Below are 26,959 nucleotides of genomic sequence, written 5' to 3'. Positions count from 1 at the left end.
GGTCTCCGTCCTTGGGGTCCCCGCCGTTCGGAAGAGCCGAAGACTCTCCTGTTCGGGGTACCTTCCACGCTATCCGGGGCGATCACGGATTTCCGTAGGCCGCCAGGAACTCGGTCAGCATCTTCGCGGTGACCGGGCGGGGCAAAGACTCGATCGCGGCGATCACCGCCGGCAGGTCGAGGGCCTCGGCGGCACCGGAGGGATCGGTGTGCGGATCGATGCCGGCGCCGATCAGGGCGGCCTCGACCGCCTCGGACGGCAGTGCCAGTGCGTCGTCGACGGTGAGGGTGCCGTCGGCGAAGGCGTCGGTGAGGCCGGCCAGCGCCTGGGGTGGTTGTGCCGCTCCGGCGCCGCGGGCATCGGCGGCACCGGCGCGCAGGGCGGCCGACAGCTCCTCGAGCACCCCGGCGGTGACGGGGGTGACGGTCAGATGTGTGCTGGCAGGCAACAGCGTGCCGTCGGACTGCACGTAGCGTGGCTGGGCCTGCAGTGTGAAACCGTGGTCGGCCACCGCCGAAGACCACCGATGTGGGTCGATCGGGCTGGTGCTGGCGGGATCGGCGGTGACCGCGAAGACCGGTCCGGCCGGGTGTCCGGTCACGCGCAGACCGTCGATATCGTCGACCACCGCGCGCAGCCGGGCGGTGGCCGCAGCGATGTCGGCGACCAGGGCGGAGAAGCCGGCCGGGCCCAGGTATTCGGCGATCGCCCAGGCCGAGGCGAGTCCGGCGGCCGACCGCGATCCGAGCAGGGTGGGATTGACCACCGGATATCCGGGCCAGTCGGTGGTGGCGAAGAAACCCGCCCGGTGCCGGTCCCGGTCGGTGTGCAGCAGGAGCGAGGCTCCCTTGGGTGCGTAGCCGTACTTATGCAGATCGGCCGAGATACTGGTGACCCCGGGGACCCGGAAATCCCAGGCGGGCAGCGGCTCGGGCCACCAGGCCAGCGCGAACCCGCCCAGGCACGCATCCACGTGCAGGGGCACGCCGCGTGCGGAGGCGAGCGCGCCGAGGTCCTCGATCGGATCCATCGTGCCGGTGGGATAGTTCGGCGCCGAGGCCACCAGCAGGAAGGTCTGCTCGTCGATCGCAGCGGCCATCGCCTCGACCGTGACGGCGGTGGTGACTGGATCGACCGGTACGCGCACCGCCCGGACGCCGAGGAGTGCGGCGGCCTTGTCGAAGGCGGCGTGGGCGGTGGACGGCAGCACGATCGATCCCCGCCCGGCCGCTACCCCGGCCAGGTCGCGGGCCGCCTTCACCGCGAGAATGCAGCTCTCGGTGCCGCCGGAGGTGACCGAGCCGATCGCCTCGGGGCCGTGGAACGCGGTGCGGGCGAACGAGATCAGGTCGCGCTCAAGGGAGGCGACCGAACCGAAGACGGTGGGGTCGAGGGCATTGACCGGCTGCACCAGCGCCGCGGCGCCGGCGGCCAGCTCGTCCAGTTCGGCCAGCCCGGAATCGTAGACATAGCTCAGGACCCGCCCGCCGTGTGTCGGGGCGTCGGCGGTGCGGCGCCGGGCCAGTTCGGCCAGGATCTGTTCGGGGCTGCGGGAGCGGCTCATGCGGAAGTGTCCTTGTCGTAGCGGGCCAGTATCAGCAGGCTGAGGGCGATCAGGGCGGCTGGCAGCAGGGCAAAGCCGGCGGTGATCCCCACCAGGGCACTGTGCGGCTGGGCGGCGGGGCTGTCCCCGGTGGAGGAGACGAAGCCGGCGGCGGCCAGCACCAGCAGGAACAGTCCCGGCCCGACGGCCATCCCGAAGGTCTCGGCGGCGGTCCACAACCCCGACAGCGCACCGCCTTGATCACGGCCGGCACGCCGGGTCTGCTCGTCGATCACATCGGGCAGCATCGCCAGCGGGAAGGTCTGCATCCCGGCGTAGCCGATGCCGCACAGCGCCACCGGCGCGAACACCCAGGTCCCGGGAGCGACGATCGCGACGCCCAGTACCGCCGAGGCGAGCAGGAACACAGTGGAGGCCAGCGCGAGGGACCGTCGTTTGCCCAGCCGCCGCCCGATCCGCACCCACACCGGCATCACCAGCAGCGCCGGCGCGACGAGCGCGGCGAACAGGGGCGTCAGGGCGGTCTTGTCGTCGAGCACATAGGTGGCCAGGTATTGCGCCCCGGCCAGCATGACCGCGGTGGCCAGAGCCTGGATGACGAACACCGCCAACAGGATGCGGTAGTGCCGGTTGTTGCGCAGGGCCCTCAGCCCGTCTCGGGCGCTGTGCCCGCCGCCGGCCGGGGTCCGGTCGGGGCGGCGTGCGGCGGCCCGGCCCGCCCAGAACGTGGCGGCGGCCATGCCCGTGCCCATCAAGGCCGCGACGGCGACGGCCATCGCGACGTAGCCGGGTGGGCCGCCGAGGGCATCCCGGATCGCTGGGGCGCCGGCCCCGACCACCAGGATCGTCAGCGCCAGCACGACGATCCGCTCGGAGATCAATCGGGTGCGTGCGTGATAGTCCGGTGTCAGCTCGGCCGGCAGCGCGATGTAGGGGACCTGAAAACAGGCGTAGGCGACCGCCGCCAGCGAGAAGAAGATCAGCACCCACAGGGCACCCAGGCCCGGCCCGACGGATGTGGGGGCGGAGAAGGTGAGCACGAACAGCGGCAGGATCGCGAGGGTGCCCAGCCACATCAGCCGCGTCCGGCCGCCGGTGGCGCCGACGTCGGCGTCACTGCGGGCGCCGATGAGCGGATTGATCACCACGTCGATCGCCTTGGGAATCACCACGATGACCGCGGCGAGCAACGCCCCGACACCGAGGGAGTCGGTGAGGTAGTACGCCAGCACCAGCCCCGGAAGCACCCCGAACGCGCCGGTGCCGACACTGCCGACGGCGTATCCCAGGGACACCGACCGGGGCGGTGCGGCGATGGTCATCGGGTGTGCGCTTCAGTGCGCTCCCACATCGCGAGTTTGGCCGAAGCGCCGTGATACATGTCGTCGACCAGGGCGTTGCCGTCGGCGCCGGCGGCCAGTCGCAGGCTTTCGATCCAGTCCGGAATCAGGCCGTAGTGCGCGGTGCCGTCGACGTTGACATCGAAGGATTTGGTGCCCGAGACCTGCCGGGACATCAGGGCGCCGTTTTCAGCGCGGAACGGGTAGCGCACCGGGTTCTTCTTGGCGCCGGGCCGGGGCGGAGCCTGTTTGCCCAGCCCGTTCATATCCGGGCCGAAGGTGATTCCCACGGGCGCACCGCCGTTGGCCTGGCGAAGCTTCCGCCACTCGTCGACGAAGGACTCGCTGTGCTTGTCGCCGGGTGTGCGTTCGGCGCCGCTGGCATACAGGCCCACGGCACCGCCGGCGGACAGAATGCGCCGGTAGTTGGCCGGATCGGTCCAGGTGTGCGAGGAGGTCAGGCCCGGATAGTCGCGGCCGGCGGCGATCGACAGGACCCGGTCGGCCGATTTGACCGACAGATGGTCGATGTCGATCACCAGGTTCCGGTCGATGGCCGCGTTCACCGCGTAGGCGCCCAGGTCGGTGAGGCCGCGCGCGTTGCACCGGCCGGGGGCGTCGAACGGTGCCTGATGGTCGCGCCGGGGGGTACGGCACGGTTCGGTCTGCCAGGGCCGGCCGGTGGCGATCACCTGGCCGGTCTGGACCGCCAGACCGGTGAAGTCGGAGTCGATGTGCGCACCGCCGAAGGCGTTGTCGAACTTGTGCGTCAAGATCATCTGCCGCACGCCCATGGCCTTGAGCTCATCCATCCCGCGGTCGATGTCGCCGCGCGTGCACTGGGGGACGTCGTGGATCATCGTGCAACCGAACGGTTCGGAGATCTCGATCCCCAGGGTGACGGCGAGTTTGCCGGCGGCGATCACCGAGCGCATCTGGGCGGCATCGGTGACGATCCGGAAGAAGCCCTTCCCGGGGCCGCCGGCCTGGGCGTCGATGTAGTTCTGCAGACGAGCCAGCCGCCGGTGCTGAATCCGCACCGACTCCATCTCGTCGCACGGTTCGTCGCCGAGCGGATACAGCTCGCACAGCACCCGGTTCTGCACGTAGTAGTTGTTGATCACCCGCAAACCGCCGCGCCAGGCGCGTTCGATCCACCGGTAGTAGGTCTGTTCGTGGGTCAGCGAATACCACTTGGGCCAGCCGGTGAAGCTCGGCCAGCCGTAGGCGCTGTGCGGTCCCGGCTCGGACAGGATGTGTTCGCTGAGCGCGGGCCAGCCGTCGGGGGCGTGGTCGGCGCAGTCTTTCAGGGCGACGGTGATGCCCAGCGGGCTGAACGGTTTACCGCAGTGCAGGCCGCCGCCGAGGAACTGCTCGGCCATCAGGTGGGCGTGGCCGTCGGCGAAGCCGAGGAGTCTGCCCTGCGCGTCGACGGGGGCGCCGAAGCCGCCGTCGACGTTGAGCTGCGCTTCGGGGAAGTTCCGGCAGCCCTGCGCCGCGGTCAGCGAGACCGTCCGCTGGATCTTGCCGGCGGTCACCGAGGTCAGTCGGTAGCGGTCGCCGTCGTGGCGCACCGACCAGATCGAGGCGTTCGACGGTGCGGTGCGCAAGACCGCCGAGCCGCCGTCGGCGGTCAGCAGCCGGCCTGACTTGTCGGAGAACAGGAACTGTCCCAGGGCCGCGGCTTTGGCGTAGTAGTGCCCACCGGGTACGGACTTGCCGCTGAGCCGAAAGCATTTGCCGGCCAGTTCATAGGCGGGGGCGGCCGGCGCCGCAGCCGCCGGTGGCAGCAGAGCCGCCGACGCCGCGGTCAGCAGGCCGGCGAGCAGAACGATAAGAAGAGAAAACGGGCGAACCGCACCGAGAGACTTACGCACGCCTGGAAGGCTATTAGAACTAGTTGCAGTTTCGTCCGGATTGCGCCGCTTTGGCGCAGATGTCAGGTCGCTACGACACTGCGGCGGCGTCCGGCCAGACCCCCCAGGTGCCGGCCGGACGCCCGGGCTCACCGCAGATTGACGGTGGCCCCGCCGGAGAAGGCCGAGTCGTGCAGCTCCAGGCTTGCCGGCTGCGCGTCGGCGGGCATGTCGAAGACAAGCTTGACCGTGACGGTGTTACCGGGGTTGATGTTGTCCCACACAGCGATATCGGTGTCATCGAGGGCGATCTGTGCCGAGGAGTCGGTCTCGAAGGTCCGGCCTGCCGCATCCTTGAGCTTCTGATTGCTCGGGCTGAACGACTGCGGCTTGTCGCTGGTGTTCTGCACGGTCATGGTCACCACGACGAACTGGCCCTGGGCCTTCTGCGCCAGGAACTCGTTGGTTCCGACGGTGGAGAGTCCCGATTCGACGCCGGTCACCACGAACTCGAATTTGCCGTCGCGGACCGGTGCGTTCAGGCCGGCGTCACCGCCGGTATCACTGCCGCCGGTGCCATCGCTGCCGCTGTTGGTGTCGGCGCTACCGGACCCGGTCGAGCTGCTGGATCCGGTCGAGGCTTCTTCGCCGCCACTGACCGCGCCGATGATGATGCCCAGCACCACCAGGGCGCCGACGATCCACGGCCACTTCTTCTTATTCTTCTTCGGGGCCGCGGTCGGCTGGATCGGCGGATAGGGCTGCCCGGGGGTGGGGCCGAACTGCGGAGGCTGGTTCGGGAAGGGGCCGGACTGCGGCGGCTGGGCGCTGGGCGGGGTCGGGGGCGTGGTCATGGTGAACTCCTCTGTTCAAGGGTGGATGTGCTTCGGTCGGTGCTCACCATGCCCTCAGGTACCGACAATTCGCCTTTACCGTGCGAATCGGCAGGGGGAATATAAGCGGACCACGGTACGGTTAGTGTTGTTATGAAGAAGATCGGATTCCTCTCGTTCGGGCACTGGTCGCAGGGCATGGGCTCACAGACCCGCAGTGCCGCTGACGTGCTGCACCAGTCCATCGACCTGGCCGTGGCGGCCGAAGAGATCGGCGTGGACGGCGCGTACTTCCGGGTGCACCACTTCGCCCGGCAGTTGGCCTCGCCGTTCCCGCTGCTGTCGGCGATCGGTGCCAAGACCTCGAGCATCGAGATCGGGACCGGGGTGATCGACATGCGGTACGAGAATCCGCTGTACATGGTGGAGGACTCCGGTGCCGCCGACCTGATCGCCGACGGGCGCCTGCAGCTGGGGATCTCGCGCGGATCACCCGAGCAGGTGATCGAGGGGTACAAGTACTTCGGCTACCAGCCCGGTGAGGGGCAGACCGACGCCGATATGGCGCGCCGCAACACCGAGGTCTATCTCCAACTGCTCGAGGGTGACGGCTTCGCCGAGCCCAACCCGCGGCCGATGTTCCCCAACCCGCCGGGGCTGCTGCGGCTGGAGCCGCACTCACCCGGGCTGCGCGAGCGCATCTGGTGGGGATCGGGTACCCGGGCCACCGCCGAGTGGACCGCGACCAAGGGCATGAACCTGATGAGTTCGACGCTGCTGACCGAGGACACCGGGGTGCCGTTCCATCAGTTGCAGGCCGAGCAGATCCAGGTGTTCCGGGGCGAGTGGGCCCGTCACGACTGGGGCTTCGAGCCGCGGGTGTCGGTGAGCCGCTCCATCTTCGCGCTGGTCAACGACCAGGACCGCGCATACTTCGGGTTGCGGGGAGGCGACCAGGATCAGGTCGGCCACCTCGAGGGCGGGCTGGCCAGGTTCGGCAAGTCCTATGCCGCCGAACCGGACAAGCTGATCGAGCAGCTGCGGGCCGACGAGGCGATCGCCGCCGCCGACACCCTGCTGCTGACGGTGCCCAACCAACTCGGTGTCGAGTACAACGTGCACGTACTCGAGTCGATCCTGACCCATGTGGCACCGGCTCTGGGCTGGCGCTGACCGAGCACGTCGCCTGGCCGGTCCGCAGCGGTGGGAACGAGCCGGGGAGAGCTACGCTCACCGGATGGGACACAGTGACACGGCGGTGATCGCCTATCTTGACCGATACGCCTGAGCGGTCACCGACTTCGATGCCGAGGCCGGTGCGGGCCTGTGGGCCGAACCCGGTGTGATCGTCGACGATCGGTTCTCCGGTGTCGCGGCGACGCGGGAGGAGATGGCGGCGGGCCTCACGGCCTCGTTCCCGATGTACCGAAAGCTGGGGCTGGGATCTGTCGGCTATGAGGTCGAGGAGATCCGCTGGCTGACCGACAGACTGGTGCAGGTGGCGGTGCACTGGCTGTTCTACGACGACACCGGGGCCCCGCTGCCCGACAGTACCGGCCACTACGTTCTGCGGGACTCGCCCGAGGGGTTGCAGGCGTGTGTGTGCATCCAGGTCGACGATGCGCAGAAGCTGACGGCACTGGCGCGCGAGCGTGGAGTCGATCCGAAGCTGCTGGATTGAGGTGGGCGGTTCCTCAGCGAAACGCTGAAATCCACGCATGCAGAACCTGGGCTTCCCGCTCGGGGCGGTCGCGCAGGACTGCGCCGATGGCCAGGCCGCGCAGCAGGCTGAGGAGCCCGTCGACGAAGACGGCGAGCTGGTCCTCCGGCAGATCGCCGACCAGGGGAGTGAGCGCTTCCCGGATCTGACCGAGCAGCCGATGGGCGCCCGGCTGCAGCGCCGAGCGCAACTCGGGCTGGGCACGCGCGGCGAGCCACAGCTGTAGTCCCGCCAGAAAGGTGGGCCGGCGGGTGATCTGATGAATCATCTGGACCGTGGCATCGACCGATGCGTCGGCGATCACCGCTTCCCGGATCTCGGCGGCCTGCTGGTCGGCGATGTAGTCGACGGCGGCGACGGCGATCTCCGACATCGAGCCGAAATGATGGGTCAGGGCGCCGCGGCTGACTCCGGCGGCGGCCTGTACCCGCTGCATGGTCATCCCGGCGTATCCGTACTCGACCAGCACGTCGACGGCGCCGGCCAGAATTTTTTCGCGGGTCCGGACGGCGCGCTCTTGACGGGGCGGGGAAGTCACGTCACAATCATGTCAGACATCAAAACAGACCAAAAGATCTGTTTTGCTCGGATGAGCGACAGGAGTCAGACATGGCGATGGCAGCCACCCATATCCTTCGCGGAGCGACGGCGCACGCCGACTCGCCCGCGATCTACGTCGGCGACGACACCCTGACCTTCCAACAGGTCAACGACCGCGCCAATCTCATCGCCCACCATCTGCTGGCGGCCGGGGTGCAGAAGGGGGCCCACGTCGCGCTGCTGGTGAACAACGGCCTGAACTCGGTGCCGATGGATTTCGCGGCGATCAAGACCGGGGTGGTGCGGGTGCCGCTCAACGCCCGCCTGTCCCTGGACGAGCACGCGGCAATGGTCGAGGGTTCGCGCGCCAGCGTCGTCGTGGCGGACGCGTCGCTGATCGAGCGGGCGACCGAACTCGCCGGCCGGATCGACGGACTGCAGATTCTGGGCCTGGGTGCGCAGGCGGAGGGCATCGCCGATCTGCTGGAGCCGGCCGACGGCCCGATCGGTGAACCGGACGTCGAGCTCTCGCCGGACGACCCGACGCTGCTGCTCTACACCTCCGGCACCACCGGAAAACTCAAGGCGGTCATCCACACCCAGGGCTCGTACGGGGCGATCTGCACCAACATCCTGGCCAATCTACTGGACCCGCGCCACGATTCGGTGATGCTGCATGCGGCGTCGTTGATCCATGCCAGCGGCACCTTTGTTCTTCCGTACTGGGTGCGCGGCGGAGCCTCAGCGATTCTGCCCGGCTTCGAACCGGCCTCGTTCGCGGCCGCGATCGCCCGCTACCGGGTCACCGAGATCAACCTGGTGCCCACGATGTTCGCCATGCTGCTGAGCACCGGCGTCCTCGCCGACGCCGACCTGAGTTCGCTGCGCAAGGTGATTTACGGGGCCAGCCCCATGCCCGCGCCTGTCCTGGAACGCTCCATCGAGGCGTTCGGGCCGATCCTGGCCCAGTACTACGGCCAGACCGAGGCCCCGCTGGTGATCGCCGCGCTGGACGAGCAGGCACATGCCGACCGCTCACTGTGGGGTGCCTGCGGGATGCCGTCGACCGATGTGGAGTTGACACTGCTCGACGACGACGGCCGGGAGGTGCCGCGCGGGGAGATCGGCGAGATCACGCTGCGTGCGCCCTTCCAGATGGCCGGCTACTTCGATGCCGACGAGCTCAACGCCGCCACGTTCACCCCCGACGGGTGGATCAAGACCCGGGATCTGGCGCGCTTCGACGAGCGCGGCTACCTGCACCTGGTCGACCGCACCAGCGACATGATCATCACCGGGGGCTACAACGTCTATCCGCGCGAAGTCGAGGATGCGCTCGCCTCGCATCCGGGCGTGGCCGAATGCGCGGTGGTCGGCGCCCCGGACGAGAAGTGGGTGGAGGCGGTCACCGCCTTCGTCGTGGTGGCGCCGGGGGCGCAGGTCTCCGAGTCCGAGCTGATCGAGCACGTCCGCGGCCTGATCGCCGCGCACAAGGCGCCCAAGACCGTGCATCTGGTCGAGGCCATTCCGAAATCGGCGGTCGGCAAGATCTTGCGCCGCGCGCTGCGGGAGCCGCTGTGGGAGGCGTCCAAATGAGTGATGTCCGTGTGGAACGCGACGGCGACGTCCTGATCGTCGTCATGGCCCGCCCCGATCGGCACAACGCCGTCGACGGGCCCATGTCCCGGGAGCTGGCGGCGGCCTTCCGCGAGTTCGAGGCCTCCGATGCGAAGGTCGCGGTGCTGGCCGGCGACGGACCGTCGTTCTGCGCCGGCGCCGACCTCAAGGGGGTCGGGACCGAACGCAGCAATCCGCTGACCCCCGAGGGCGACGGGCCGATGGGTCCGACGCGCCTGGATCTGGACAAACCGGTGATCGCCGCGATCAACGGCCATGCTGTGGCCGGTGGTCTGGAACTGGCCCTGTGGTGCGATCTGCGGGTGGCCGACGACGATGCGACGCTCGGCGTCTTCTGCCGGCGGTGGGGAGTGCCCTTGATCGACGGCGGCACCATCCGGCTGCCCCGGCTGATCGGGCACAGCCGCGCGATGGACCTGATCCTGACCGGCCGTCCCGTAGAAGCGGCCGAAGCACTGGACATCGGGCTGGTCAACCGGGTGGTGCCGTCCGGTACCGCACGGGAGGCGGCGGTCGAGCTGGCCAAAGACATCGCCCGCATGCCGCAGACCTGCATGCGCGGTGACCGGCGGTCGGCGCGCAGCCAATGGTCGCAGGACGAGCCGACGGCGCTGCTGGGCGAATACGCGATCGGCATGACCTCGCTGAGTCGCGACGGTCTCACCGGTGCCGCGCGCTTTGCCGGCGGCAAGGGTCGCGGCGGCTCCTTCGACGACATCTGACCGGGACCGGCCGCGCCGGCCGAGCGCCGTGCGGTGACGGGGTCAGTCCAGCAGGTCGGCGTGATGGCGCGCGGCCACATCGGGGTGCGCCCGCAGCCGGGCCTTGAGCATGTTCTCGCCGAAGGTGCCCGAGATCGGGTTGTCCGGATCGTCGGTGACACCGGGGGCGTGGGCGGCCAGCTCCGGCGGCAGTGCGATCTTGGGCATCGTCGAACTGAGCGCCGGATTGAAGAAGAACGGCACCGACAGCCGTTCGGTGCCCGCCGGCGGCGACTGGACCCGGTGCATGGTGGCCTTCAGGTAGCCGTCGGTGGCGTATTCCATCAACTCGCCGATGTTCACCACGAATGCGTCCTCGACCGGCGGGGCATCGATCCAGGTGCCGTCGTACTCCACCTGCAACCCGCCCTTGCCCGGCTCCACCAGCAACAGGGTCAGCACCCCCGGATCCTTGTGCGCCCCGACGCCCTGCCGGTCGGCGGCCTCCTCGCGGCCGGGGTAGCGCACCAGCTTCAGCAGCGTCGACGGCCGGTCGGCGAAGGCGGCGTCGAACACGTCTTCGGGTGAGCCCAGGCTCAGCGCCCACTGGCGCATGAGAGTCATCCCCAGCGCGCTGCAGCGCTGCTGCCAGTCGGTGATCACCTCGCGGAACTCGGGCAGCTGCAGGGGCCACAGATTCGGGCCGTCCAGGCGCAGGAACGCCGGGGCGTCCTCACCGGCATCCAGCGGAGGGTATTCGGCGCCCAGATCGATCTGCTCGCGCCAGTCGACCGCGCCCTGGGTGTATTCACCGCCGAACCGCGTGTATCCACGGAACTGCGGGCTGGCCAGCATCTCGACACTGAACTTCTCGGTGTCGGCCATGGCGAAGAAGTCACGCGCGGTGTCCAGCAGCCGGTCCCGGACGGCACGGTCGATACCGTGACCGACGAGGTAGAAGAAGCCGACCTCGTGGGTGGCAGAGCGCAGCGCGTGGCGGAAGGCCACCGGGTCGGTATCGACCAGGGACAGGTCGACGATGGGCAGCTCGGTCAACGTCATGGCTCCACCCTAGGGGGTGGGCCAGTGCGAGGTGTGCCAGTGCGCTTTCATCCCGGCGGCGGCGTCGTCAGCCCAGGAACGACGATGCCGCCTCGGCCAGCGCCAGCAGCGGCTGCGGGAAGAAACCGAGGATCCCGGTCACCGCGGCACACACCCCGATCGGCACCGTGGTCAGCGGACTGGGGGCGCCCACCACCGGGGCCGGCTCGGCGGTGGTGGCGAAGAACATCGACACGATCACCCGGACGTAGAACCAGGCCGCCACGGCACTGGCGAGCACACCGGCGATCACCAGGACCCACGCACCGTCGGCGCCTGCCGCGGCGAAGGCGACCAGTTTCCCGATGAAACCACTGGTCAACGGGATCCCGGCGAACGACAGCAGAAACAGCGACATCAGCAGACCGACCATCGGGCTGCGCCGGCCCAGACCCGACCAGGACGACAACGCGGCCTCCTCCCGCCCGGCGGAATCGCGGACCACTGCCAGCAATGCGAAGGCGCCGAAGGCGGCGAAGGCGTAGGCACCCAGATAGAACAGCGTCGCCGCCACCCCGGCGGAGCCCAGAGTGATCGCCGAGGTGAGGGCGAACCCGACGTGCGAGACCGAGGAGTAGGCGAGCATGCGTTTGAGATCGGTTTGGGTCACCGCCATGAACGTGGCCAGCACCATCGTGGCCAGGGTGATGATCCCCAGCGCCACCCGCCAGTCCGGTTCCAGAGCCGGGAACGCCACGTGCAGCACCCGCAGCAGTGCGCCGAAGGCGGCCACCTTGGTGGCCGAGGCCATCAGCGCCGAGACCGGGGTGGGGGCGCCCTGGTAGACGTCGGGCACCCAGGAACCGAACGGGACGGCGCCGACCTTGAACAACAGGCCGACCACCACCAGCACCGTGGCGATCAGCGCCAGTGTGCGGTCGGCGTGGCCGAAGGCGATCGCCTCACCGATCTCGGCCAGGTTCAGCGATCCGGTGGCGCCGTAGGCGAAGGCCGCGCCGAACAGGAAGATCGCCGAGGCGAACGCGCCGAGCAGGAAGTACTTGAGCGAGGCCTCCTGCGACAGCAGCCGCCGGCGCCGGGCCAGACCGCACAGCAGATACAGCGGCAGCGACAGCACCTCCAGGGCGATGAACATGGTCAGCAGATCCCCGCACGCACCGAACAGCAGCATCCCGCCGACGGCGAACAAGGCCAGTGGAAACACCTCGGTGGTGATGGTCTGGGCGCGGGCGGCCGCCAGTTCTTCCGGAGAGCCGGGCACGGTGGCCGCGGCCGGGGTGAAGGCATCGGCCGGACCCTCCTGGTGCACGGCCGGTGTCCCGGTCTCACCGAGGATGACCGGCGCTCCGCCGGCGGTCTTGACCTCCAGCGGAGCCCACACCCGGTCCAGGCGCCGCTCGCCCATGAAGGCCACCGCCCCCAGCGCCACCAGCAGCACCACACCCTGGCCGAACAGGGCCGGACCGTCGATCACCACCGCCCCCGACATCAGTGACTGCCCGGTCCCGTCGCCGGCCACGGCCACGGCCACGGCGATCAGCATGCCCAGTGCCGCGGCCAGCCCGCTCAGCGCCAGCACCAGCTGCACGGTGTGCCGGTGCTGGGCGCGGCCGATCATGACGGCCTCGACCACCACGGCGGCCACCGCCACACCGAAGACGATCAGCATCGGCGACAGCGCGAAGTAGGCGATGCTCGGCGCACTCGCGCCGGCGGCGATCATCGGAGGCTCCCGGAGAAGTAGCTCACGGCCGGGTCCACGAAGTCCAGAATCAGACCGGGGAACAGGCCCAGCACCAGCAGTGCGGCGATCAGGACTCCGGCGACGGTGCGCTGACGCAGATCCAGGTCGCGGATCGGTCCGGGCTGGTGCGCCGGTCCGCCGAACATGCGCTGATAGGTCCACAGGATGTACAGCGCCGAGAGCACCAGCGCGACCGAAGCCACCACGGCGGCCACCGGATAGCGCACGTAGGTGCCGATGAGCACCAGGAACTCGCTGATGAACGGGGCCAGCCCGGGCAGGGACAGGGTCGCCAGTCCGGCCACCAGGAAGGTGCCGGCCAGGACCGGGGCCACCTTCGCGGTGCCGCCGTAGTCGGCGATGCGCCTGCTGCCGCGCTGGGTCACCAGGAATCCGGCGATCAGGAACAGCGCCGCCGTGGAGATGCCGTGGTTGACCATGTACAGCGTCGACCCGGCCTGACCCTGCGCGGTCAGCGCGAAGATGCCGAGCACGATGAACCCGAAATGCGAGATCGAGGTGTAGGCGATCAGCCGCATCAGGTCGGTCTGGCCGATGGCCACGATCGCCCCGTAGATCACCGAGATCACCGCCAGCACACAGATCACCGGCGCGAAGGTCGCCGACGCCTCCGGGAACAGTTCCAGACAGAAGCGCAGCATCGCGAAGGTGCCGACCTTGTCCATCACCGCCATCATCAGCACCGCACTGGCCGGTGTGGCGGCCACCGCCGCGTCGGGCAGCCAGCTGTGCAACGGCCACAGCGGCGCCTTAACCGCGAACGCGAACAGGAAACCCAGGAAAAGCAGATTCAGGGTCGACGACGACGCCGCCAGCCCGTCGCCCCGGACCAGCTCGCCGATGGCGCTCAGCGAGAAGGTGCCCGGTCCGCTGCGGGTGGTCACCACGTACAGCCCGATCACCGCGGCCAGCATCACCAGCCCGCCCAGCAGGTTGTACAGCAAGAACTTGACCGCCGCCCTCGAGGCGTTCGGGCCGGTGCCGTACCCGCCGATCAGGAAGTACATCGGGATCAGCATCGCCTCGAAGACGATGTAGAACAGCAGCACATCGGTGGCCACGAAGCTGATCAGCACCATCGCCTCGGTCGCCAGCAGCAGGGCGAAGAAGGTGTGGGTGCCGCGCGCGGTGGTCCGGCCGCTGATGTCGGCCTCGTGCCAGCCGGCCCCGATCAGCACCGGCGCCAGCAGCGCGGTCAGCAGCAGCAGGGCCAGCCCGATCCCGTCCAGGGCCAGCGAATAGCTGGCGCCGATCGCCGGGATCCAGCTGACGTCCTCGATCAGCTGGAACCGCGGTCCGGCCGCGGAGAACCGCACCGCCACCAGCACCGCCCACACCGCGGTGACCACCGAGGCGCCCAGGGCCAGTGCCTTGGCGGTATCGGCCCGATGCGCCGGCACCGCGAGCACGGCGAGGGAGGCGGCGGCGGGAATGAGCCACAGCACGGTCAGCCAGGGCACGGCGGTCACAGCGCGCTCACCACCCACACGATCACACCGATCGCCAGGGTGCCGACCAGGATCGACGCCGCATACGAGCGCACGAAACCGTTCTGCAGACCACGGCTGAGCCGGGAGATCCGGTCGACCCCGGCGCCGACCTCGGCCGGGATCCGGGCCATGCCGTCGTCTTCGACGGTCACCAGCGCACGGGTGAGCAGCTGCCCGGGGGCGGCGAACAGTCCTTCGTTGACCGCATCGCCGTACAGGTCGCGGCGCGCCGCGCGGGTCAGCGCCGACACCTGTGCGGGAGCCTCCGGAGCGACCGGGGTCAGCTGGTAGCGGCGCCAGGCCAGTCCGGCGCCGATCAGCACCGAGACCAGCACCAGGACGGTGACCGCCGCAGCCGGCAGCGGAGCCTGCCGGTGTTCGGCCTGCCCGACCACCGGGGCCAGCCAGTGCTGCAGGCCGCCGCCGATGATCAGCGCCCCGCCGGCGCCCACCGAGCCGACGGCCAGCACGATCATCGGCCAGGTCATCGTCGGCGGCGCCTCGCGCGGTTGCGGTGCGGGCCGCCCCGGGACCTCCCAGCGACGCTGCCCGAAGAAGGTCATCACCATCACCCGGGTCATGTAGAACGCGGTCAGCCCGGCGCCGGTGACGGCCACGACGAACAGCAGGGGACCGCGCACCCCGCCGGCGGCCAGCGCCGCCTCGATGATCGAGTCCTTGGTGAAGAAGCCCGACAGCGGCGGAATGCCGATCAGCGCCAGATACCCCAGACCGAAGGTGACGAAGGTGATCGGCATGACCCGTGCCAGACCGCCGTAGCGGCGCATATCGGTCTCGTCGTCCATCGCGTGCATCACCGATCCGGCACCCAGGAACAGGCCGGCCTTGAAGAAGCCGTGGGCGATCAGGTGGGCGATGGCGAAGGCGTAGCCGGCCGGTCCCAGCCCGGCGGCCAGCACCATGTAGCCGATCTGGCTCATCGTGGAGGCGGCCAGCGCCTTCTTGATGTCGTCCTTGGCGCAGCCGATGACCGCACCGAACAGCAGGGTCACCGCGCCCACCACGATCACGGCGGTCTGAGCGCCGGGGGCCAGATCGTAGAGCGGGGCCGACCGGGTGATCAGGTACACCCCGGCGGTCACCATGGTCGCTGCGTGGATCAGCGCCGACACCGGCGTCGGGCCCTCCATCGCATCGAGCAGCCAGGCCTGCAGCGGGACCTGCGCGGATTTGGCGCAGGCCGCCAGCAACAGCAGCAGGCAGATCGCGTTGAGCGTGCCCTCTCCGGCGGCCGCGGCACCGTCGAACACCGGGCCGAAGCCGACCGAACCGAAGGTGGCGAACATGACCATCAGGGCGATCACGAAGCCGACGTCGCCCACCCGGTTGATGATGAAGGCCTTCTTCGCCGCCGTGGCCGCCGACGGCTTGTGCTGCCAGAAGCCGATCAGCAGATACGAGGCCAGACCGACACCCTCCCAGCCCAGGTAGATGCCCAGATAGCCGTCGGCCAGCACCAGCACCAGCATGGCGGCCAGGAACAGGTTGAGGTAGGCGAAGAAGCGGCGCCGGTCCGGGTCGGCGGCCATGTAGCCGATCGAATAGAGGTGGATCAGGGTGCCGACGACGGTGATCAGCAGCACGAAGCACACCGACAACTGGTCCAGCCGCAGCCCCGCCTCGACGTGGAAGTCGCCGGCGGTGATCCAGCGCCAGCCGTGGGCCAGGACCGTCCGGTCGGCGGTGTCGCGGCCGATCATCGCCACCGCCGCCACGATCGCGACCACCGCCGAGGCGCCGGCCAGCGCGGTGGCCAGCAGGTGCCCCCAGCGGTCGGTGCGACGTCCGCCGACCAGCAGCAGCAGGGCGCCCAAGGCCGGTAGTCCGGGCAGCCACCAGAGCATCGCGGTCACCGCCTCAGCAGATCGGCGTCGTCGACCGACGCGGACTTGCGGACACGGAAGATCATCATGATGATCGCAAGCCCGACCACCACCTCGGCGGCGGCGACCACCATCGTGAAGAAGGCGATCGCCTGCCCGTCCAGGCTGGCGTGCATGCGGGCGAAGGTGACGAACGCCAGATTGGCGGCGTTGAGCATCAACTCCACGCACATGAACACCACCAGCGCGTTACGGCGCAGCAGCACCCCGGCCGCGCCGATCGCGAACAGGATCGCCGACAGGAACAGATAGTTCGCCGGATTCATCGACCCTCCTGAATCCGGGCCTGGCCGCTGTCGGGGATCTCGCGAGGAGTCAGCAGTGCATTGACCGACTGCGCCGACGGGGAGCCGTCGGGTTCGCGGGCTGGTAGATCGACGGCGTTGTGCCGGGCGTACACCCCCGGGGGCGGCAGCGGAGTCATGCGCGCACCGCTGCGGACCCGGGCGAGCGCCAGGTCCCGCTGGGTGGGTTTGGGCTCGACGCGCTGACGGTGGGCCAGCACCACCGCACCCAGGGTCGCGGTGATCAGCAGGGCACCGGTGAGTTCGAAGGCCCACAGGTAGTCGATGAAGATCAGCTCGGCCAGGGCCCGTACGTGCGCATTGCCGGTGCCGGTGGGCGGTGCTCCGCGGAACGGGGTCAGACTCGCCGTCCCCAGGGCGGCCACCCCCATGATCGCGAACCCCACACCCAGACCCACCCCCAGAACGCGCTGGCCCCGGATCGTCTCGACCAGCGAATCGGCCGAGTCCACCCCGATCAGCATCAGGACGAACAGGAACAGCATCATCACCGCGCCGGTGTAGACCACCACCTGCACCACACCGAGGAACAGTGCGCCCTGGGCCACGTAGAACACGGCCAGCACGATCATCGTCATCGCCAGGAACACCGCCGAGTAGACGGCTTTGCGGCTCAGGACCACCCCGAGTGCGCCGACCACGACGATCACCGCGAGCACCCAGAACGTGACGGCTTCGCCGGTCGAGGTGCGCACCAGTTCCTCGGCGGCGATCACGTGACGTCCCCGCGGTAGTAGTCCTCGGGCCGGGTGCCCGGGGCCATCGGATGCGGCGGGGCGGTCATCCCGTCCTCGAGGGGCGCCAGCAGCTGATCCTTCTCATAGATCATTCCGGCCCGGGTCGGTCCGGTCATCTCGTAGTCGTCGGTCATCGTCAGCGCCCGGGTGGGGCAGGCCTCCACGCACAGCCCGCAGCCGATGCAGCGCAGATAGTTGATCTGGTAGACGCTGCCGTAGCGTTCACCCGGGGAATAGCGCTGCTCCTCGGTGTTTTCGGAGCCCTCGACGAAGATGGCATCGGCTGGGCAGGCCCAGGCGCACAGCTCGCAGCCGATGCATTTCTCCAGCCCGTCGGCGTACCGGTTCAGCTGGTGGCGCCCGTGGTAGCGCGCGGCCGGCGGGGCCTTCTCCTCCGGGTACTGCTCGGTGACCGGCGCGGCGAACATCGCCGAGAAGGTCTGGCCGAAGCCGGCGATCGGCTTGGGTAGCTCAGGCACGCGAGGCCTCCCTGTCGGTGGTGGGGCCCGGGCCGTCGGGAACGACGGGCCCGGCCGGGATGGTCTGTCCGGGCAGCGGCGGCACCGGGAAGCCGCCGGCGAAGGCGTCGAACACCTCCGGTGCCGGGGGCGTGCCCGGCGGTTGCGAGGGACCGGCGACCACGCGGCCGATCGCCCGCAGCAGCACCGCGGTCACCACCAGCCCGGCGGCACCGAGGATCAGCCCGGCCGATGTCGCGGTCATCGTGCGGGTGGCCTGGGCCAGGATCGCCACCACCAGCACCCAGCCCAGCGCGAAGGGGATCAGCACCTTCCAGCCCAGGGCCATGAACTGGTCGTAGCGCAACCGCGGCAGCGTGGTGCGCAGCCAGATGAAGACGAACAAGAACACCCACACCTTGCCGACGAACCACAGCAGCGGCCACCAGCCCGAGTTCGCCCCCGACCACAGGCTCAACGGCCACGGTGCCTGCCAGCCGCCGAGGAACAGCGTGGTCGCCAGCGCCGAGACCGTCACCATGTTGATGTATTCGGCCATCATGAACATCGCGAACTTGAGTGAGGAGTATTCGGTGTGGAAGCCGCCGACCAGTTCGCCTTCGGCTTCGGGCAGGTCGAACGGGGCCCGGTTGGTCTCGCCGACCATCGAGATGGCGTAGATGACGAAGGACGGCAGCAGCACCAGCACGTACCAGCGGCCCTGCTGCGCGGCGACGATCCCGGAGGTGGACATGGTGTGCGAGAGCAGGAAGACCGCGGCGAAGGTCAGTCCCATCGCGATCTCGTAGGAGATCACCTGCGCGGTCGAGCGCAGCGCACCCAGCAGCGGATAGGTCGATCCCGACGACCAGCCGGCCAGCACGATCCCGTAGACGCCGATCGAGGTGACCGCCAGGATGTAGAGCACCGCCACCGACAGGTCCGTCAGCTGCAGCGGGGTGTGGTGGCCGAAGACCGAGACCGACGGGCCCATCGGGATCACCGCGAACGCCATGATCGCCGGCACCAGCGCGATGATCGGAGCCAGCAGGTACAGCACCTTGTCCACCCCGGCCGGGGTGATGCCTTCCTTGAGGGCGAGTTTGACCCCGTCGGCCAGACTCTGCAGGATCCCGTGCCAGCCGACCCGGTTGGGTCCGAGCCGCCGCTGCATGCGGGCCATGATCTTGCGTTCGGCCAGGATCGCCACCAGGACGGTGAGCACCAGGAACCCGAAGATCGCCAGGGACTTGGCCAGCATCAGCCACCAGGGATCGCGGCCGAAGTCGGCCAGGTCCGGGAACGGTGCGGCCCGCATCACGACCGCCTCCGTACACGCACCCGATCGCCGGGACTCGCGGCCAGCGCCGTGTGCAGATGGGAACCGGGTGAACGCATCGGAACCCAGACGACGCCGTCGACCATCGGGGTGATCGCCAGCGGCAGGGTCAGCTCGCCGCGGTCGGTCCAGACGGTCACCAGGTCGTCGTCGGCGGCACCGATCGCCGCCGCATCGGCGGGGGAGAGCCGCACGACGGGCCGGCGGGCGGTGGCCGCCAGATCGGGCGCACCCTCCTGCAGGGAGCCGTCGTCGAGCAGCATCCGCCAGGAGGCCAGCACCCACTGCGCAGGGGCATCGTCAGGTGCCGAGGCATCGGGTTCGGCGGTTGCGGGTTCGGCGGGGACCGGTGCGGGGTCGGCTGCCGGTGCGGCGGCCCGCTCACCGGTCCACGGCCCGATGCGCCCGAACTCGCGGTGGATGGCCTCGCCGTCGGGGCAGCCCAGATCGGCGCCGAGTTCGGCGGCCAGCAGATGCAGCACCCGGTGATCGGCCAGCGGCAGGGTCCGTCGCTCCGGGGCGGGCAGGGCGGTGCCGAAGCTGCGCGGGCGGCCCTCCCAGTTGACGAAGGTCCCGCGTTTCTCGGTGACGGCGGCGACGGGGAAGACCACATCGGCCAGGGCGGTCACCGAGGACGGCCGCAATTCCAGGCTCACCACGAATGCGCCGTGCAGTGCGTCGGCGGCGGCCTGCGGGTCGGGCAGATCGGCCAGGTCGACGCCGCCGGTGACGGCCGCGGCCAGGGTGCCCTCACCCAGTCCGGCGAGTATTCCGGCGGTGTCCCGGCCGGTATCGGCCGGCGGGGTCACCCCCCAGACCTGAGCCAGATCGGCCCGGGCGGCCGCCGAGGCCAGCGGGCGCCCGGCAGGCAGCAGGTTCGGCGCCGCGCCCACATCGAGGGCGCCGCGTTCCCCGGTCCGTCGCGGCACCCAGGCCAGGGCGGCGCCGGTGGCGGCGGTGACGGCGGCGGCGGCGCTGAGCGCACCGGGTGCGGTGGCCAGGCGTTCACCGGTCAGCAGCACCGCACCGGGGCGGGCCAGCAGTTCGGCCACCTCGGTCGAAGCCAGCCACGGTCCCTCCTGACCGGGTGTGCACGCCAGGACGCGGGCCGACAGTTTGACACTTCCCGGGCTGGCCAGCGGAGCCAGGGTCACCACCTGCGTGCGGCCGGCCTGCACCGCCTTCCGCAGCCGCAGGAACAGGATCGGGCATTCCTCTTCCGGTTCCAGTCCGGCCAGGACCACCACCGGCGCGGTCTCCAGGACCGGATAGGTCAGCCCGATCCCAGTGCCGGCGACCCGGGCGGCCAGGAAGTCCGACTCCTCGGCCGAATGAGCCCGGATCCGGGTATCGACGTGATTGCTGCCCAGCACCGCCCGCGCGAATTTGGCGTAGGCGTAGGCGTCCTCGACGGTGGCCCGCCCGCCGATCAGCACTCCGGTGGCGGCGCCGGCGGCCGCCAGCCCGCGGGCGGCGATGGCCAGCGCGTGCGGCCAGGCCGCCGGTGCCAGGGTGCCGTCCTCACCGCGCACCAGCGGTACGGTCAACCGATCGCGCAGCTGGGCGTACTCGAACGCCCACCGGCCCTTATCGCAGTTCCACTCCTCGTTGACCTCCGGATCGTCCCCGGCCAGCCGCCGCATCACCCGCCCGCGCCGATGATCGGTGCGCTGGGCGCAGCCGGCCGAACAGTGCTCGCAGATACTGGGCGTGGACACCAGATCGAAGGGGCGGGCACGGAACCGGTAGGTCACCCCGGTCAGCGCCCCCACCGGGCAGATCTGCACGGTGTTGCCGGAGAAATACGATTCGAAGGGCTCGTCCTGATAGGCGACGACCTGCTGCAGGGCGCCGCGTTCGGCCATCTCGATCAGCGGATCCCCGGCGATCTCGGTGGAGAACCGGGTGCAGCGGGCGCACAGGACGCACCGCTCCCGGTCCAGCAGCACCTCGGCCGACAGCGGCACCGGTTTGGTGAAGGTCCGCTTGACCGCGTCGAACCGGGAGACCGGCCGGCCCGCCGACATCGCCTGATTCTGCAGCGGGCACTCGCCGCCCTTATCGCAGGTCGGGCAGTCCAGCGGATGGTTGATCAGCAGCAGCTCCATCACCCCGCGCTGGGCGCGTTCGGCCTCGGCGGAGGTGTGCTGGGTGCGCACCACCATGCCGTCGGCGACCGGCACCGTGCACGAGGGCATCGGTTTGCGCTGACCCTCGATCTCCACCAGGCACTGCCGGCAGGCGCCGACCGGCGGCAGCAGCGGATGATCGCAGAACCGGGGGATGTCCACTCCGAGCTGTTCGGCGGCGCGGATCACCAGGGTGCCGGCCGGGACGGTGACCTGCACATCGTCGATGGTGACGGTGACCAGGCCGGGCCGCTCGCTGCGCGTGTCGTCGCTCATGACCAGGCCGTCGCTTTCGCCGGATCCAGCGGGCATCCGCCGGGGCGGCCGTCGCCGGGGAAGTGGGCCAGGTATTCGTCGCGGAAGTACTCCAGCGAGCTGAAGATCGGGCTGCCGGCCGCATCGCCGAGGGCACAGAACGATTTGCCGACGACGCTGTCGGTGATCTCGAACAGGGTGGTCAGATCGTCGTCGTCGGCGTCCCCGTTCTCCAGCCGCTCCATCAGCTGCCGCAGCCAGTAGGTGCCCTCGCGGCACGGCGTGCATTTGCCGCACGATTCGTGGGCGTAGAACTCGGTCCAGCGGGCGACGGCGCGCACCACGCACACCGTCTCGTCGAAGATCTGCAGCGCTTTGGTGCCCAGCATGGACCCGGCCTCGGCCACATGCTCGTAGTCCAGGGGCACATCGAGGTGCTCGGCGGTCAGGATCGGGGTGGAGGAGCCGCCCGGTGTCCAGAACTTCAGGGTGTGCCCGGCCCGCACGCCGCCGGCCCGCTCGAGCAGCTCGCGCAGCGTGATGCCCAGCGGCGCCTCGTACTGGCCGGGCCGGGTGACGTGCCCGGACAGCGAGTACAGCGTGAACCCGGGGGAGGCCGGGGTGCCCATGGACCGGAACCAGTCGGAGCCGTTCAGCAGGATCGACGGCACACTGGCGATCGATTCGACGTTGTTGACCACGGTGGGACTGGCGTACAGACCGGCCACTGCGGGGAACGGCGGGCGCAGCCGCGGCTGACCGCGCCGGCCCTCCAACGACTCCAGCAGCGCGGTCTCCTCGCCGCAGATGTAGGCGCCGGCACCGGCGTGCACCACCAGCTCCAGATCCAGAGCCGAACCCAGGATCGACCGGCCCAGCAGCCCGGCGTCATAGGCCTCGGCGACGGCGGCGCGCAGCCGCCGGACCACCGAGGCGACCTCGCCGCGGATGTAGATGAAGGCGTGGCGGGCCCGGATCGCATAGGCCGCGATCACGATGCCCTCGATCAGGGTGTGCGGACTGGCCAGCATCAGCGGCATGTCCTTGCAGGTGCCGGGCTCGGACTCGTCGGCGTTGACCACCAGGTAGTGGGCCTCACTGGTGTCGTCGGCCCCCTGCGGGATGAACGACCATTTGGTGCCGACGGGGAATCCGGCGCCCCCGCGGCCGCGCAGCCCGGAGGCCTTCACCAGCTCGATCACCTGGTCGGGGGACATGTCCAGCGCGGCCCGCAGACCCCGGTAGCCGTCGTGGCGCCGGTAGGACTCCAGCGTCCAGGACTGCTCCTGCGACCAGTGGCGGGACAGGACCGGGATCATGGCCGCTCCTCCTCGACGCCGGCCAGCAGCCGGGAGACCTGCCGGAAGGTGCACAGGGAGTCGGCGCCGCGGCTGGGCTGCACCGGCCGGCCGGCCCGCAGATCGTCGACGAGCGCCACGGCCGACTCGGGCGTCTGGTCGTCGAAGAACTCCCAGTTGACCATCACCACCGGCGCGAAATCGCAGGCCGCATTGCATTCGACCGACTGGACCGTCACCGCGCCGTCCTCGGTGGTCTGCCCCGGCTCCAGACCCAGGTGGGTGCAGAGCCGGTCCAAGATCGCGTCGCCGCCCATCACCGCGCACAGGGTCGTGGTGCAGACCCCGATCAGATGCTCACCGGTCGGTTCCCGGCGGTACATCGAATAGAAGGTGGCCACCGAGGCGACCTGGGCCAGCGTCAGGTCCAGCAGCTGCGCGCAGAGGCCGATGCCGGCGCGGGTGAGGTAGCCGTCGTGGGACTGCACCAGGTGCAGCAGCGGCAGCAGCGCCGATCGCGACTGCGGATAGCGCGCGATGATCGGTCGGGCATCGGCGGTCAGTGCGGCGGTGACTTCGGCGTCGTAGGCGTCCGGGCCGGAGAACTCGATGCTCGGATGCGGTGTCACGGTGAGGAAGACGGGCTTGTTCATCGATCCACCCCGCCCATCACCGGATCGATACTGGCCACCGCGGTGATCACATCGGCCACCAGACCGCCTTCGCACATCACCGACACCGCCTGCAGGTTGGTGAAGGACGGATCGCGGAAGTGCACCCGGTAGGGGCGGGTGCCGCCGTCGGAGACCATGTGCACGCCCAGCTCCCCGCGCGGGGACTCCACGGTGACATAGCACTGCCCCGGCGGCACCCGGAAACCCTCGGTGACCAGTTTGAAGTGATGGATGAGCGATTCCATGGAGCCGCCCATGATCTCGGCGATGTGCTCGCGCGAGTTGCCCAGACCGTCGGGACCGACGTCCAGGTCGGCCGGCCAGGCGATGGCGGCGTCCTCGATCATCACCGGTCCGGGCGTCAGCTTGTCCAGGGCCTGGCGGGCGATCGCGATGGACTGGTAGATCTCCTGCACCCGGATCAGGTAGCGCCCGTAGGAGTCGCAGGCGGTGTCGGTGGCGACCTGGAATTCGTAGTCCTCGTACCCGCAGTAGGGTGCGGCTTTGCGCAGGTCGTGCGGCAGCCCCGTGGAGCGCAGGACCGGGCCGGTGATGCCCAGGGCCATACAGCCGCTCAGATCCAGGAATCCGACGCCGCGGGTGCGGGCCTGCCAGATCGGATTGTGGGTGAGCAGGGCCTCGACTTCGGCGATCTGTGCCGGCAGGGCATCCAGGACGGCGGCGATCTTCTGCTGCGCGCCGTCGGGCAGGTCGGCGGCGACCCCGCCGGGACGGATGTAGGCGTGGTTCATCCGCAGGCCGGTGATCTCCTCGAACAGGTCGAGAATGGTTTCGCGGGCGCCGAAACCGAGGAACATCGGGGTCACCGCTCCCAGTTCCATGCCGCCGGTCGCCAGGGCCACCAGATGCGAGGTGATGCGGTTCAGTTCCATCAGCAGAACCCGGATCACGCTGGCGCGTTCGGGGATCGCCTCGGTGATCCCCAGCAGCTTCTCCACCGCCAGGCAGTAGGCGGTCTCGTTGAAGAACGGCGCCAGATAGTCCATCCGGGTCACGAACGAGACCCCCTGCGTCCACGTGCGGAACTCCAGGTTCTTTTCGATACCGGTGTGCAGATAGCCGATACCGCACCGGGCCTGCGTGACCGTCTCGCCCTCGATCTCCAGGATCAGCCGCAGGACCCCGTGGGTGGAGGGGTGCTGCGGGCCCATGTTCACCACGATCCGCTCGTCGGCGGAGCTGCGGTCGGCCAGATCGGCCACCAGCTGATCCCAGTCGCGGCCGCTCACGGTGTAGGTCTGCCCGCTCATCGGTAGCTCCTGCGCTCATCCGGGGGCGGCACCGTGGCGCCCTTGTACTGGACGGGGATCCCGCCGAGCGGATAGTCCTTGCGTTGCGGGTGTCCCTCCCAGTCGTCGGGCATCTCGATGCGGGTCAGCGACGGGTGGCCGGTGAACACGATCCCGAAGAAGTCGTAGGTCTCGCGTTCGTGCCAGTCGTTGGTCGGATAGATCGCGGTGAGGCTGGGGATTCGCGGATCCTCGTCGGGGGCGGTGACCTCCACCCGCATCAGCCGGTCGTGGGTGATCGAGCGCAGCGGCAGCACCGCGTGCAGTTCGCGGCCGGTCTGCTGCGGATAGTGCACGCCGCTGACCCCCAGACACAGTTCGAACCGCAACGCCGGCTCGTCCCGCAGGGTCACCGCGACGGCGGGCAGGTGTTCGCGGGCGATGGTCAGACTCAGCTCACCGCGATCGACCACCACGGCCAGCAGCGCCGCATCCGGATCGACCTCGCGGGCGCGCAGCCCGGTGATCAGCTCGTCGACCACCTCGTCGAACCAACCGCCGTACGGGCGCTGCGCCGCCCCGGGAAGCGCAATCGAGGACACCAGACCGCCGTACCCGGAGGTGTCGCCGGTCCCGGGCGGACCGAACAGCCCGCGCGTGACGAACAGCTCGTCGCTCATCGCAGCCGGCCTTTGAGCTCGAGGGTGGTCGGGGCGCTCAGCGCCGCCCGTTCGGCGACCTGCACCGCCTCGGCACGGTGGACACCCAGCGGCTCGTCGCCGATCTGCGCGTGCAGCGCCAGGATCGCGTTCAGCAGCATCTCCGGTCGCGGCGGGCAGCCGGGCAGATAGATGTCGACCGGAACCACGTGGTCGACGCCCTGGACGATGGCGTAGTTGTTGAACATCCCGCCGGAGGAGGCGCACACCCCCATGGCCAGGACCCACTTGGGTTCGGCCATCTGGTCGTAGATCTGCCGCAGGACCGGCGCCATCTTCTGGCTGACCCGTCCGGCGACGATCATCAGATCAGCCTGGCGCGGGGAGGCGCGGAAGGCCTCCATACCGAAGCGGGCCAGATCGTAGCGGCCGGAGGTGGTGGCCATCATCTCGATGGCGCAGCAGGCCAGCCCGAAGGTGGCCGGCCACAGCGAGCCCTTGCGGAAGTACCCGGCGAGCTGCTCGACGGTGCTGAGCAGGAAGCCGCCGGGCAGCTGTTCTTCTAATCCCATTGCAGTCCTCCGCGCCGCCACTCGTAGGCGTAGGCGACCGAGACGTTCACGATGAACAGGCCCACCGCGGCGATCCCGAACCAGCCGAGGGTGTCCGAGGCCACCGCCCACGGATACAGAAAGACGATCTCGATATCGAAGATGATGAACAGCATCGCCGTCAGGTAGTACTTCACCGGGAAACGCTGGACCAGACCGGCGCTGGCCGGCAGCGGTTCGATGCCGCATTCGTAGGCTTCGAGCTTGGCCCGGTTCGGTCTGCGCGGCCCGATCACCGCGGCGATCACGACCGAGACGACGGCGAAGGCCAGCGCGATCCCGCCGAGCATCAGGATCGGTGCGTAGGCGTTCATTGCGCTCAGCCCTCCTGTGCCGCAACAACATTCGGATGGTGACCACAGTCACAGATGTGACCTGACTCTCACCCTAGTGCCGTGTGGCGCCGTGTGCGCAATCTTGCCGCTATTGCGGTGTGGCGAGCCCGCGCAGCAGGTCCGTCACCACCCGGCCGAGTTCGATCGGATCGACGGGCAGGCGCACCGCGGCCTGTGCGCGCGACCAGTCCGCCAGCCAGCGGTCGGCCTCGCGGGCGATCAGCACCACCAGCGGCGGGCACGGGTTCACTTCGTCGCGCAGCTGCTTGGCCAGGCCCATGCCGCCGACGGGTGCGGCCTCGCCGTCGAGCACGGCCAGGTCGATCCGGCCGGTTTCGATTTCGGCGATCGCCGCGGCGGCCGTGGCGGCCTGGACGAACTCGAGTTCCGGCAGATCCGGGCGCAGCCGCGTGCCCAGTGCCACCAGCACCTGACCGCGGGTATCGGCGTTGTCGGAGTAGACCAGGACCCGCACGACGACGCTCATGATTCCCGA

General features: G+C 69.6%; 24 protein-coding genes and 1 pseudogene. 4 read left to right on the top strand and 21 right to left on the bottom strand.

Going from position 1 to position 26,959, the window contains the following annotated elements; translation table 11 throughout:
* Positions 1-82 precede the first annotated feature (82 nt).
* From GOHSU_RS09105 to GOHSU_RS09090, 4 genes are all read right to left on the bottom strand, one after another.
* Positions 83-1,564, bottom strand: coding sequence for a pyridoxal phosphate-dependent decarboxylase family protein (locus GOHSU_RS09105; RefSeq protein WP_005940145.1), 1,482 nt, complete (start codon positions 1,562-1,564; stop codon positions 83-85).
* Positions 1,561-2,886: an MFS transporter gene (locus GOHSU_RS09100; RefSeq protein WP_005940141.1), complete on the bottom strand. Its 1,326-nt coding sequence runs from the start codon at positions 2,884-2,886 to the stop codon at positions 1,561-1,563. The genes GOHSU_RS09105 and GOHSU_RS09100 overlap by 4 nt, the downstream gene beginning before the upstream one ends.
* Complete coding sequence (locus GOHSU_RS09095; RefSeq protein WP_005940138.1) at positions 2,883-4,781, bottom strand: amidohydrolase family protein; 1,899 nt, start codon at positions 4,779-4,781, stop codon at positions 2,883-2,885. The genes GOHSU_RS09100 and GOHSU_RS09095 overlap by 4 nt, the downstream gene beginning before the upstream one ends.
* 128 nt (positions 4,782-4,909) lie before the next feature.
* Positions 4,910-5,614, bottom strand: a complete 705-nt coding sequence (locus GOHSU_RS09090; protein ID WP_005940135.1) for a DUF4352 domain-containing protein — start codon at positions 5,612-5,614, stop codon at positions 4,910-4,912.
* Positions 5,615-5,746: 132 nt separating this feature from the next.
* Between GOHSU_RS09090 and GOHSU_RS09085 the strand changes: the two genes are divergently transcribed.
* A complete protein-coding gene (locus GOHSU_RS09085; RefSeq protein WP_005940131.1) occupies positions 5,747-6,766 on the top strand; it encodes an LLM class flavin-dependent oxidoreductase in 1,020 nt (339 codons plus the stop codon).
* A 142-nt stretch (positions 6,767-6,908) separates the two neighbouring features.
* A pseudogene (locus GOHSU_RS09080) lies at positions 6,909-7,274 on the top strand (DUF6841 family protein); the annotation flags it as partial.
* A 13-nt stretch (positions 7,275-7,287) separates the two neighbouring features.
* Here GOHSU_RS09080 and GOHSU_RS09075 read toward each other — a convergent pair.
* The gene (locus GOHSU_RS09075; RefSeq protein WP_005940125.1) at positions 7,288-7,851 is read right to left on the bottom strand and encodes a TetR/AcrR family transcriptional regulator; all 564 of its coding nucleotides are present in this window, start codon (positions 7,849-7,851) and stop codon (positions 7,288-7,290) included.
* Between the two features lie 71 nt (positions 7,852-7,922).
* Here GOHSU_RS09075 and GOHSU_RS09070 point away from each other — a divergent pair, with 71 nt between their 5' ends.
* Positions 7,923-9,449 carry an AMP-binding protein gene (locus tag GOHSU_RS09070; protein ID WP_005940122.1) on the top strand — a complete coding sequence of 509 codons (1,527 nt, stop codon included), beginning with the start codon at positions 7,923-7,925 and terminating at the stop codon, positions 9,447-9,449.
* Entirely contained in the window at positions 9,446-10,213 is a 768-nt protein-coding gene (locus tag GOHSU_RS09065) for a crotonase/enoyl-CoA hydratase family protein (protein WP_005940119.1), read from the top strand. Before GOHSU_RS09070 ends, GOHSU_RS09065 begins: the two co-directional genes overlap by 4 nt.
* 42 nt (positions 10,214-10,255) lie before the next feature.
* On the opposite strand, the gene GOHSU_RS09060 is transcribed toward GOHSU_RS09065, so the two are convergent.
* From GOHSU_RS09060 to GOHSU_RS08985, 16 genes are all read right to left on the bottom strand, one after another.
* On the bottom strand, positions 10,256-11,254 hold the full coding sequence (locus GOHSU_RS09060; protein WP_005940116.1) for an isopenicillin N synthase family dioxygenase: 999 nt from the start codon (positions 11,252-11,254) through the stop codon (positions 10,256-10,258).
* A gap of 67 nt (positions 11,255-11,321) precedes the next feature.
* Positions 11,322-12,977, bottom strand: coding sequence for an NADH-quinone oxidoreductase subunit NuoN (gene nuoN / locus GOHSU_RS09055; RefSeq protein WP_005940104.1), 1,656 nt, complete (start codon positions 12,975-12,977; stop codon positions 11,322-11,324).
* Positions 12,974-14,488, bottom strand: a complete 1,515-nt coding sequence (locus GOHSU_RS09050) for an NADH-quinone oxidoreductase subunit M (protein ID WP_005940101.1) — start codon at positions 14,486-14,488, stop codon at positions 12,974-12,976. The genes nuoN and GOHSU_RS09050 overlap by 4 nt, the downstream gene beginning before the upstream one ends.
* The gene (gene nuoL, locus GOHSU_RS09045; RefSeq protein ID WP_005940097.1) at positions 14,485-16,374 is read right to left on the bottom strand and encodes an NADH-quinone oxidoreductase subunit L; all 1,890 of its coding nucleotides are present in this window, start codon (positions 16,372-16,374) and stop codon (positions 14,485-14,487) included. Before nuoL ends, GOHSU_RS09050 begins: the two co-directional genes overlap by 4 nt.
* Positions 16,375-16,379: 5 nt before the next feature.
* The gene (nuoK, locus tag GOHSU_RS09040; RefSeq protein ID WP_005940093.1) at positions 16,380-16,679 is read right to left on the bottom strand and encodes an NADH-quinone oxidoreductase subunit NuoK; all 300 of its coding nucleotides are present in this window, start codon (positions 16,677-16,679) and stop codon (positions 16,380-16,382) included.
* The gene (locus tag GOHSU_RS09035) at positions 16,676-17,434 is read right to left on the bottom strand and encodes an NADH-quinone oxidoreductase subunit J (protein ID WP_005940090.1); all 759 of its coding nucleotides are present in this window, start codon (positions 17,432-17,434) and stop codon (positions 16,676-16,678) included. The genes nuoK and GOHSU_RS09035 overlap by 4 nt, the downstream gene beginning before the upstream one ends.
* On the bottom strand, positions 17,431-17,934 hold the full coding sequence (nuoI, locus tag GOHSU_RS09030; protein ID WP_005940086.1) for an NADH-quinone oxidoreductase subunit NuoI: 504 nt from the start codon (positions 17,932-17,934) through the stop codon (positions 17,431-17,433). The genes GOHSU_RS09035 and nuoI overlap by 4 nt, the downstream gene beginning before the upstream one ends.
* Positions 17,927-19,231 (bottom strand): NADH-quinone oxidoreductase subunit NuoH, encoded by a 1,305-nt coding sequence (nuoH, locus tag GOHSU_RS09025; protein ID WP_005940084.1) that lies wholly within the window; start codon positions 19,229-19,231, stop codon positions 17,927-17,929. The genes nuoI and nuoH overlap by 8 nt, the downstream gene beginning before the upstream one ends.
* The gene (locus GOHSU_RS09020; RefSeq protein WP_005940081.1) at positions 19,231-21,657 is read right to left on the bottom strand and encodes an NADH-quinone oxidoreductase subunit G; all 2,427 of its coding nucleotides are present in this window, start codon (positions 21,655-21,657) and stop codon (positions 19,231-19,233) included. The genes nuoH and GOHSU_RS09020 overlap by 1 nt, the downstream gene beginning before the upstream one ends.
* A complete protein-coding gene (gene nuoF, locus GOHSU_RS09015; protein WP_005940078.1) occupies positions 21,654-22,955 on the bottom strand; it encodes an NADH-quinone oxidoreductase subunit NuoF in 1,302 nt (433 codons plus the stop codon). Before nuoF ends, GOHSU_RS09020 begins: the two co-directional genes overlap by 4 nt.
* Positions 22,952-23,587, bottom strand: a complete 636-nt coding sequence (nuoE, locus tag GOHSU_RS17380) for an NADH-quinone oxidoreductase subunit NuoE (protein ID WP_005940075.1) — start codon at positions 23,585-23,587, stop codon at positions 22,952-22,954. Before nuoE ends, nuoF begins: the two co-directional genes overlap by 4 nt.
* Positions 23,584-24,879 carry an NADH-quinone oxidoreductase subunit D gene (locus GOHSU_RS09005; RefSeq protein WP_005940072.1) on the bottom strand — a complete coding sequence of 432 codons (1,296 nt, stop codon included), beginning with the start codon at positions 24,877-24,879 and terminating at the stop codon, positions 23,584-23,586. Before GOHSU_RS09005 ends, nuoE begins: the two co-directional genes overlap by 4 nt.
* Entirely contained in the window at positions 24,876-25,538 is a 663-nt protein-coding gene (locus tag GOHSU_RS09000; RefSeq protein ID WP_005940070.1) for an NADH-quinone oxidoreductase subunit C, read from the bottom strand. The genes GOHSU_RS09005 and GOHSU_RS09000 overlap by 4 nt, the downstream gene beginning before the upstream one ends.
* A complete protein-coding gene (locus GOHSU_RS08995) occupies positions 25,535-26,089 on the bottom strand; it encodes a NuoB/complex I 20 kDa subunit family protein (RefSeq protein WP_005940067.1) in 555 nt (184 codons plus the stop codon). Before GOHSU_RS08995 ends, GOHSU_RS09000 begins: the two co-directional genes overlap by 4 nt.
* Positions 26,080-26,442 carry an NADH-quinone oxidoreductase subunit A gene (locus GOHSU_RS08990; protein WP_005940065.1) on the bottom strand — a complete coding sequence of 121 codons (363 nt, stop codon included), beginning with the start codon at positions 26,440-26,442 and terminating at the stop codon, positions 26,080-26,082. Before GOHSU_RS08990 ends, GOHSU_RS08995 begins: the two co-directional genes overlap by 10 nt.
* A gap of 109 nt (positions 26,443-26,551) precedes the next feature.
* On the bottom strand, positions 26,552-26,950 hold the full coding sequence (locus GOHSU_RS08985; protein WP_005940062.1) for a hypothetical protein: 399 nt from the start codon (positions 26,948-26,950) through the stop codon (positions 26,552-26,554).
* Positions 26,951-26,959: the final 9 nt, after the last annotated feature.

It is taken from the genome of Gordonia hirsuta DSM 44140 = NBRC 16056 (assembly GCF_000333015.1).
In the GTDB taxonomy this organism is placed as follows: domain Bacteria; phylum Actinomycetota; class Actinomycetes; order Mycobacteriales; family Mycobacteriaceae; genus Gordonia; species Gordonia hirsuta.
This window is presented reverse-complemented; position numbering and strand designations above follow the sequence as displayed.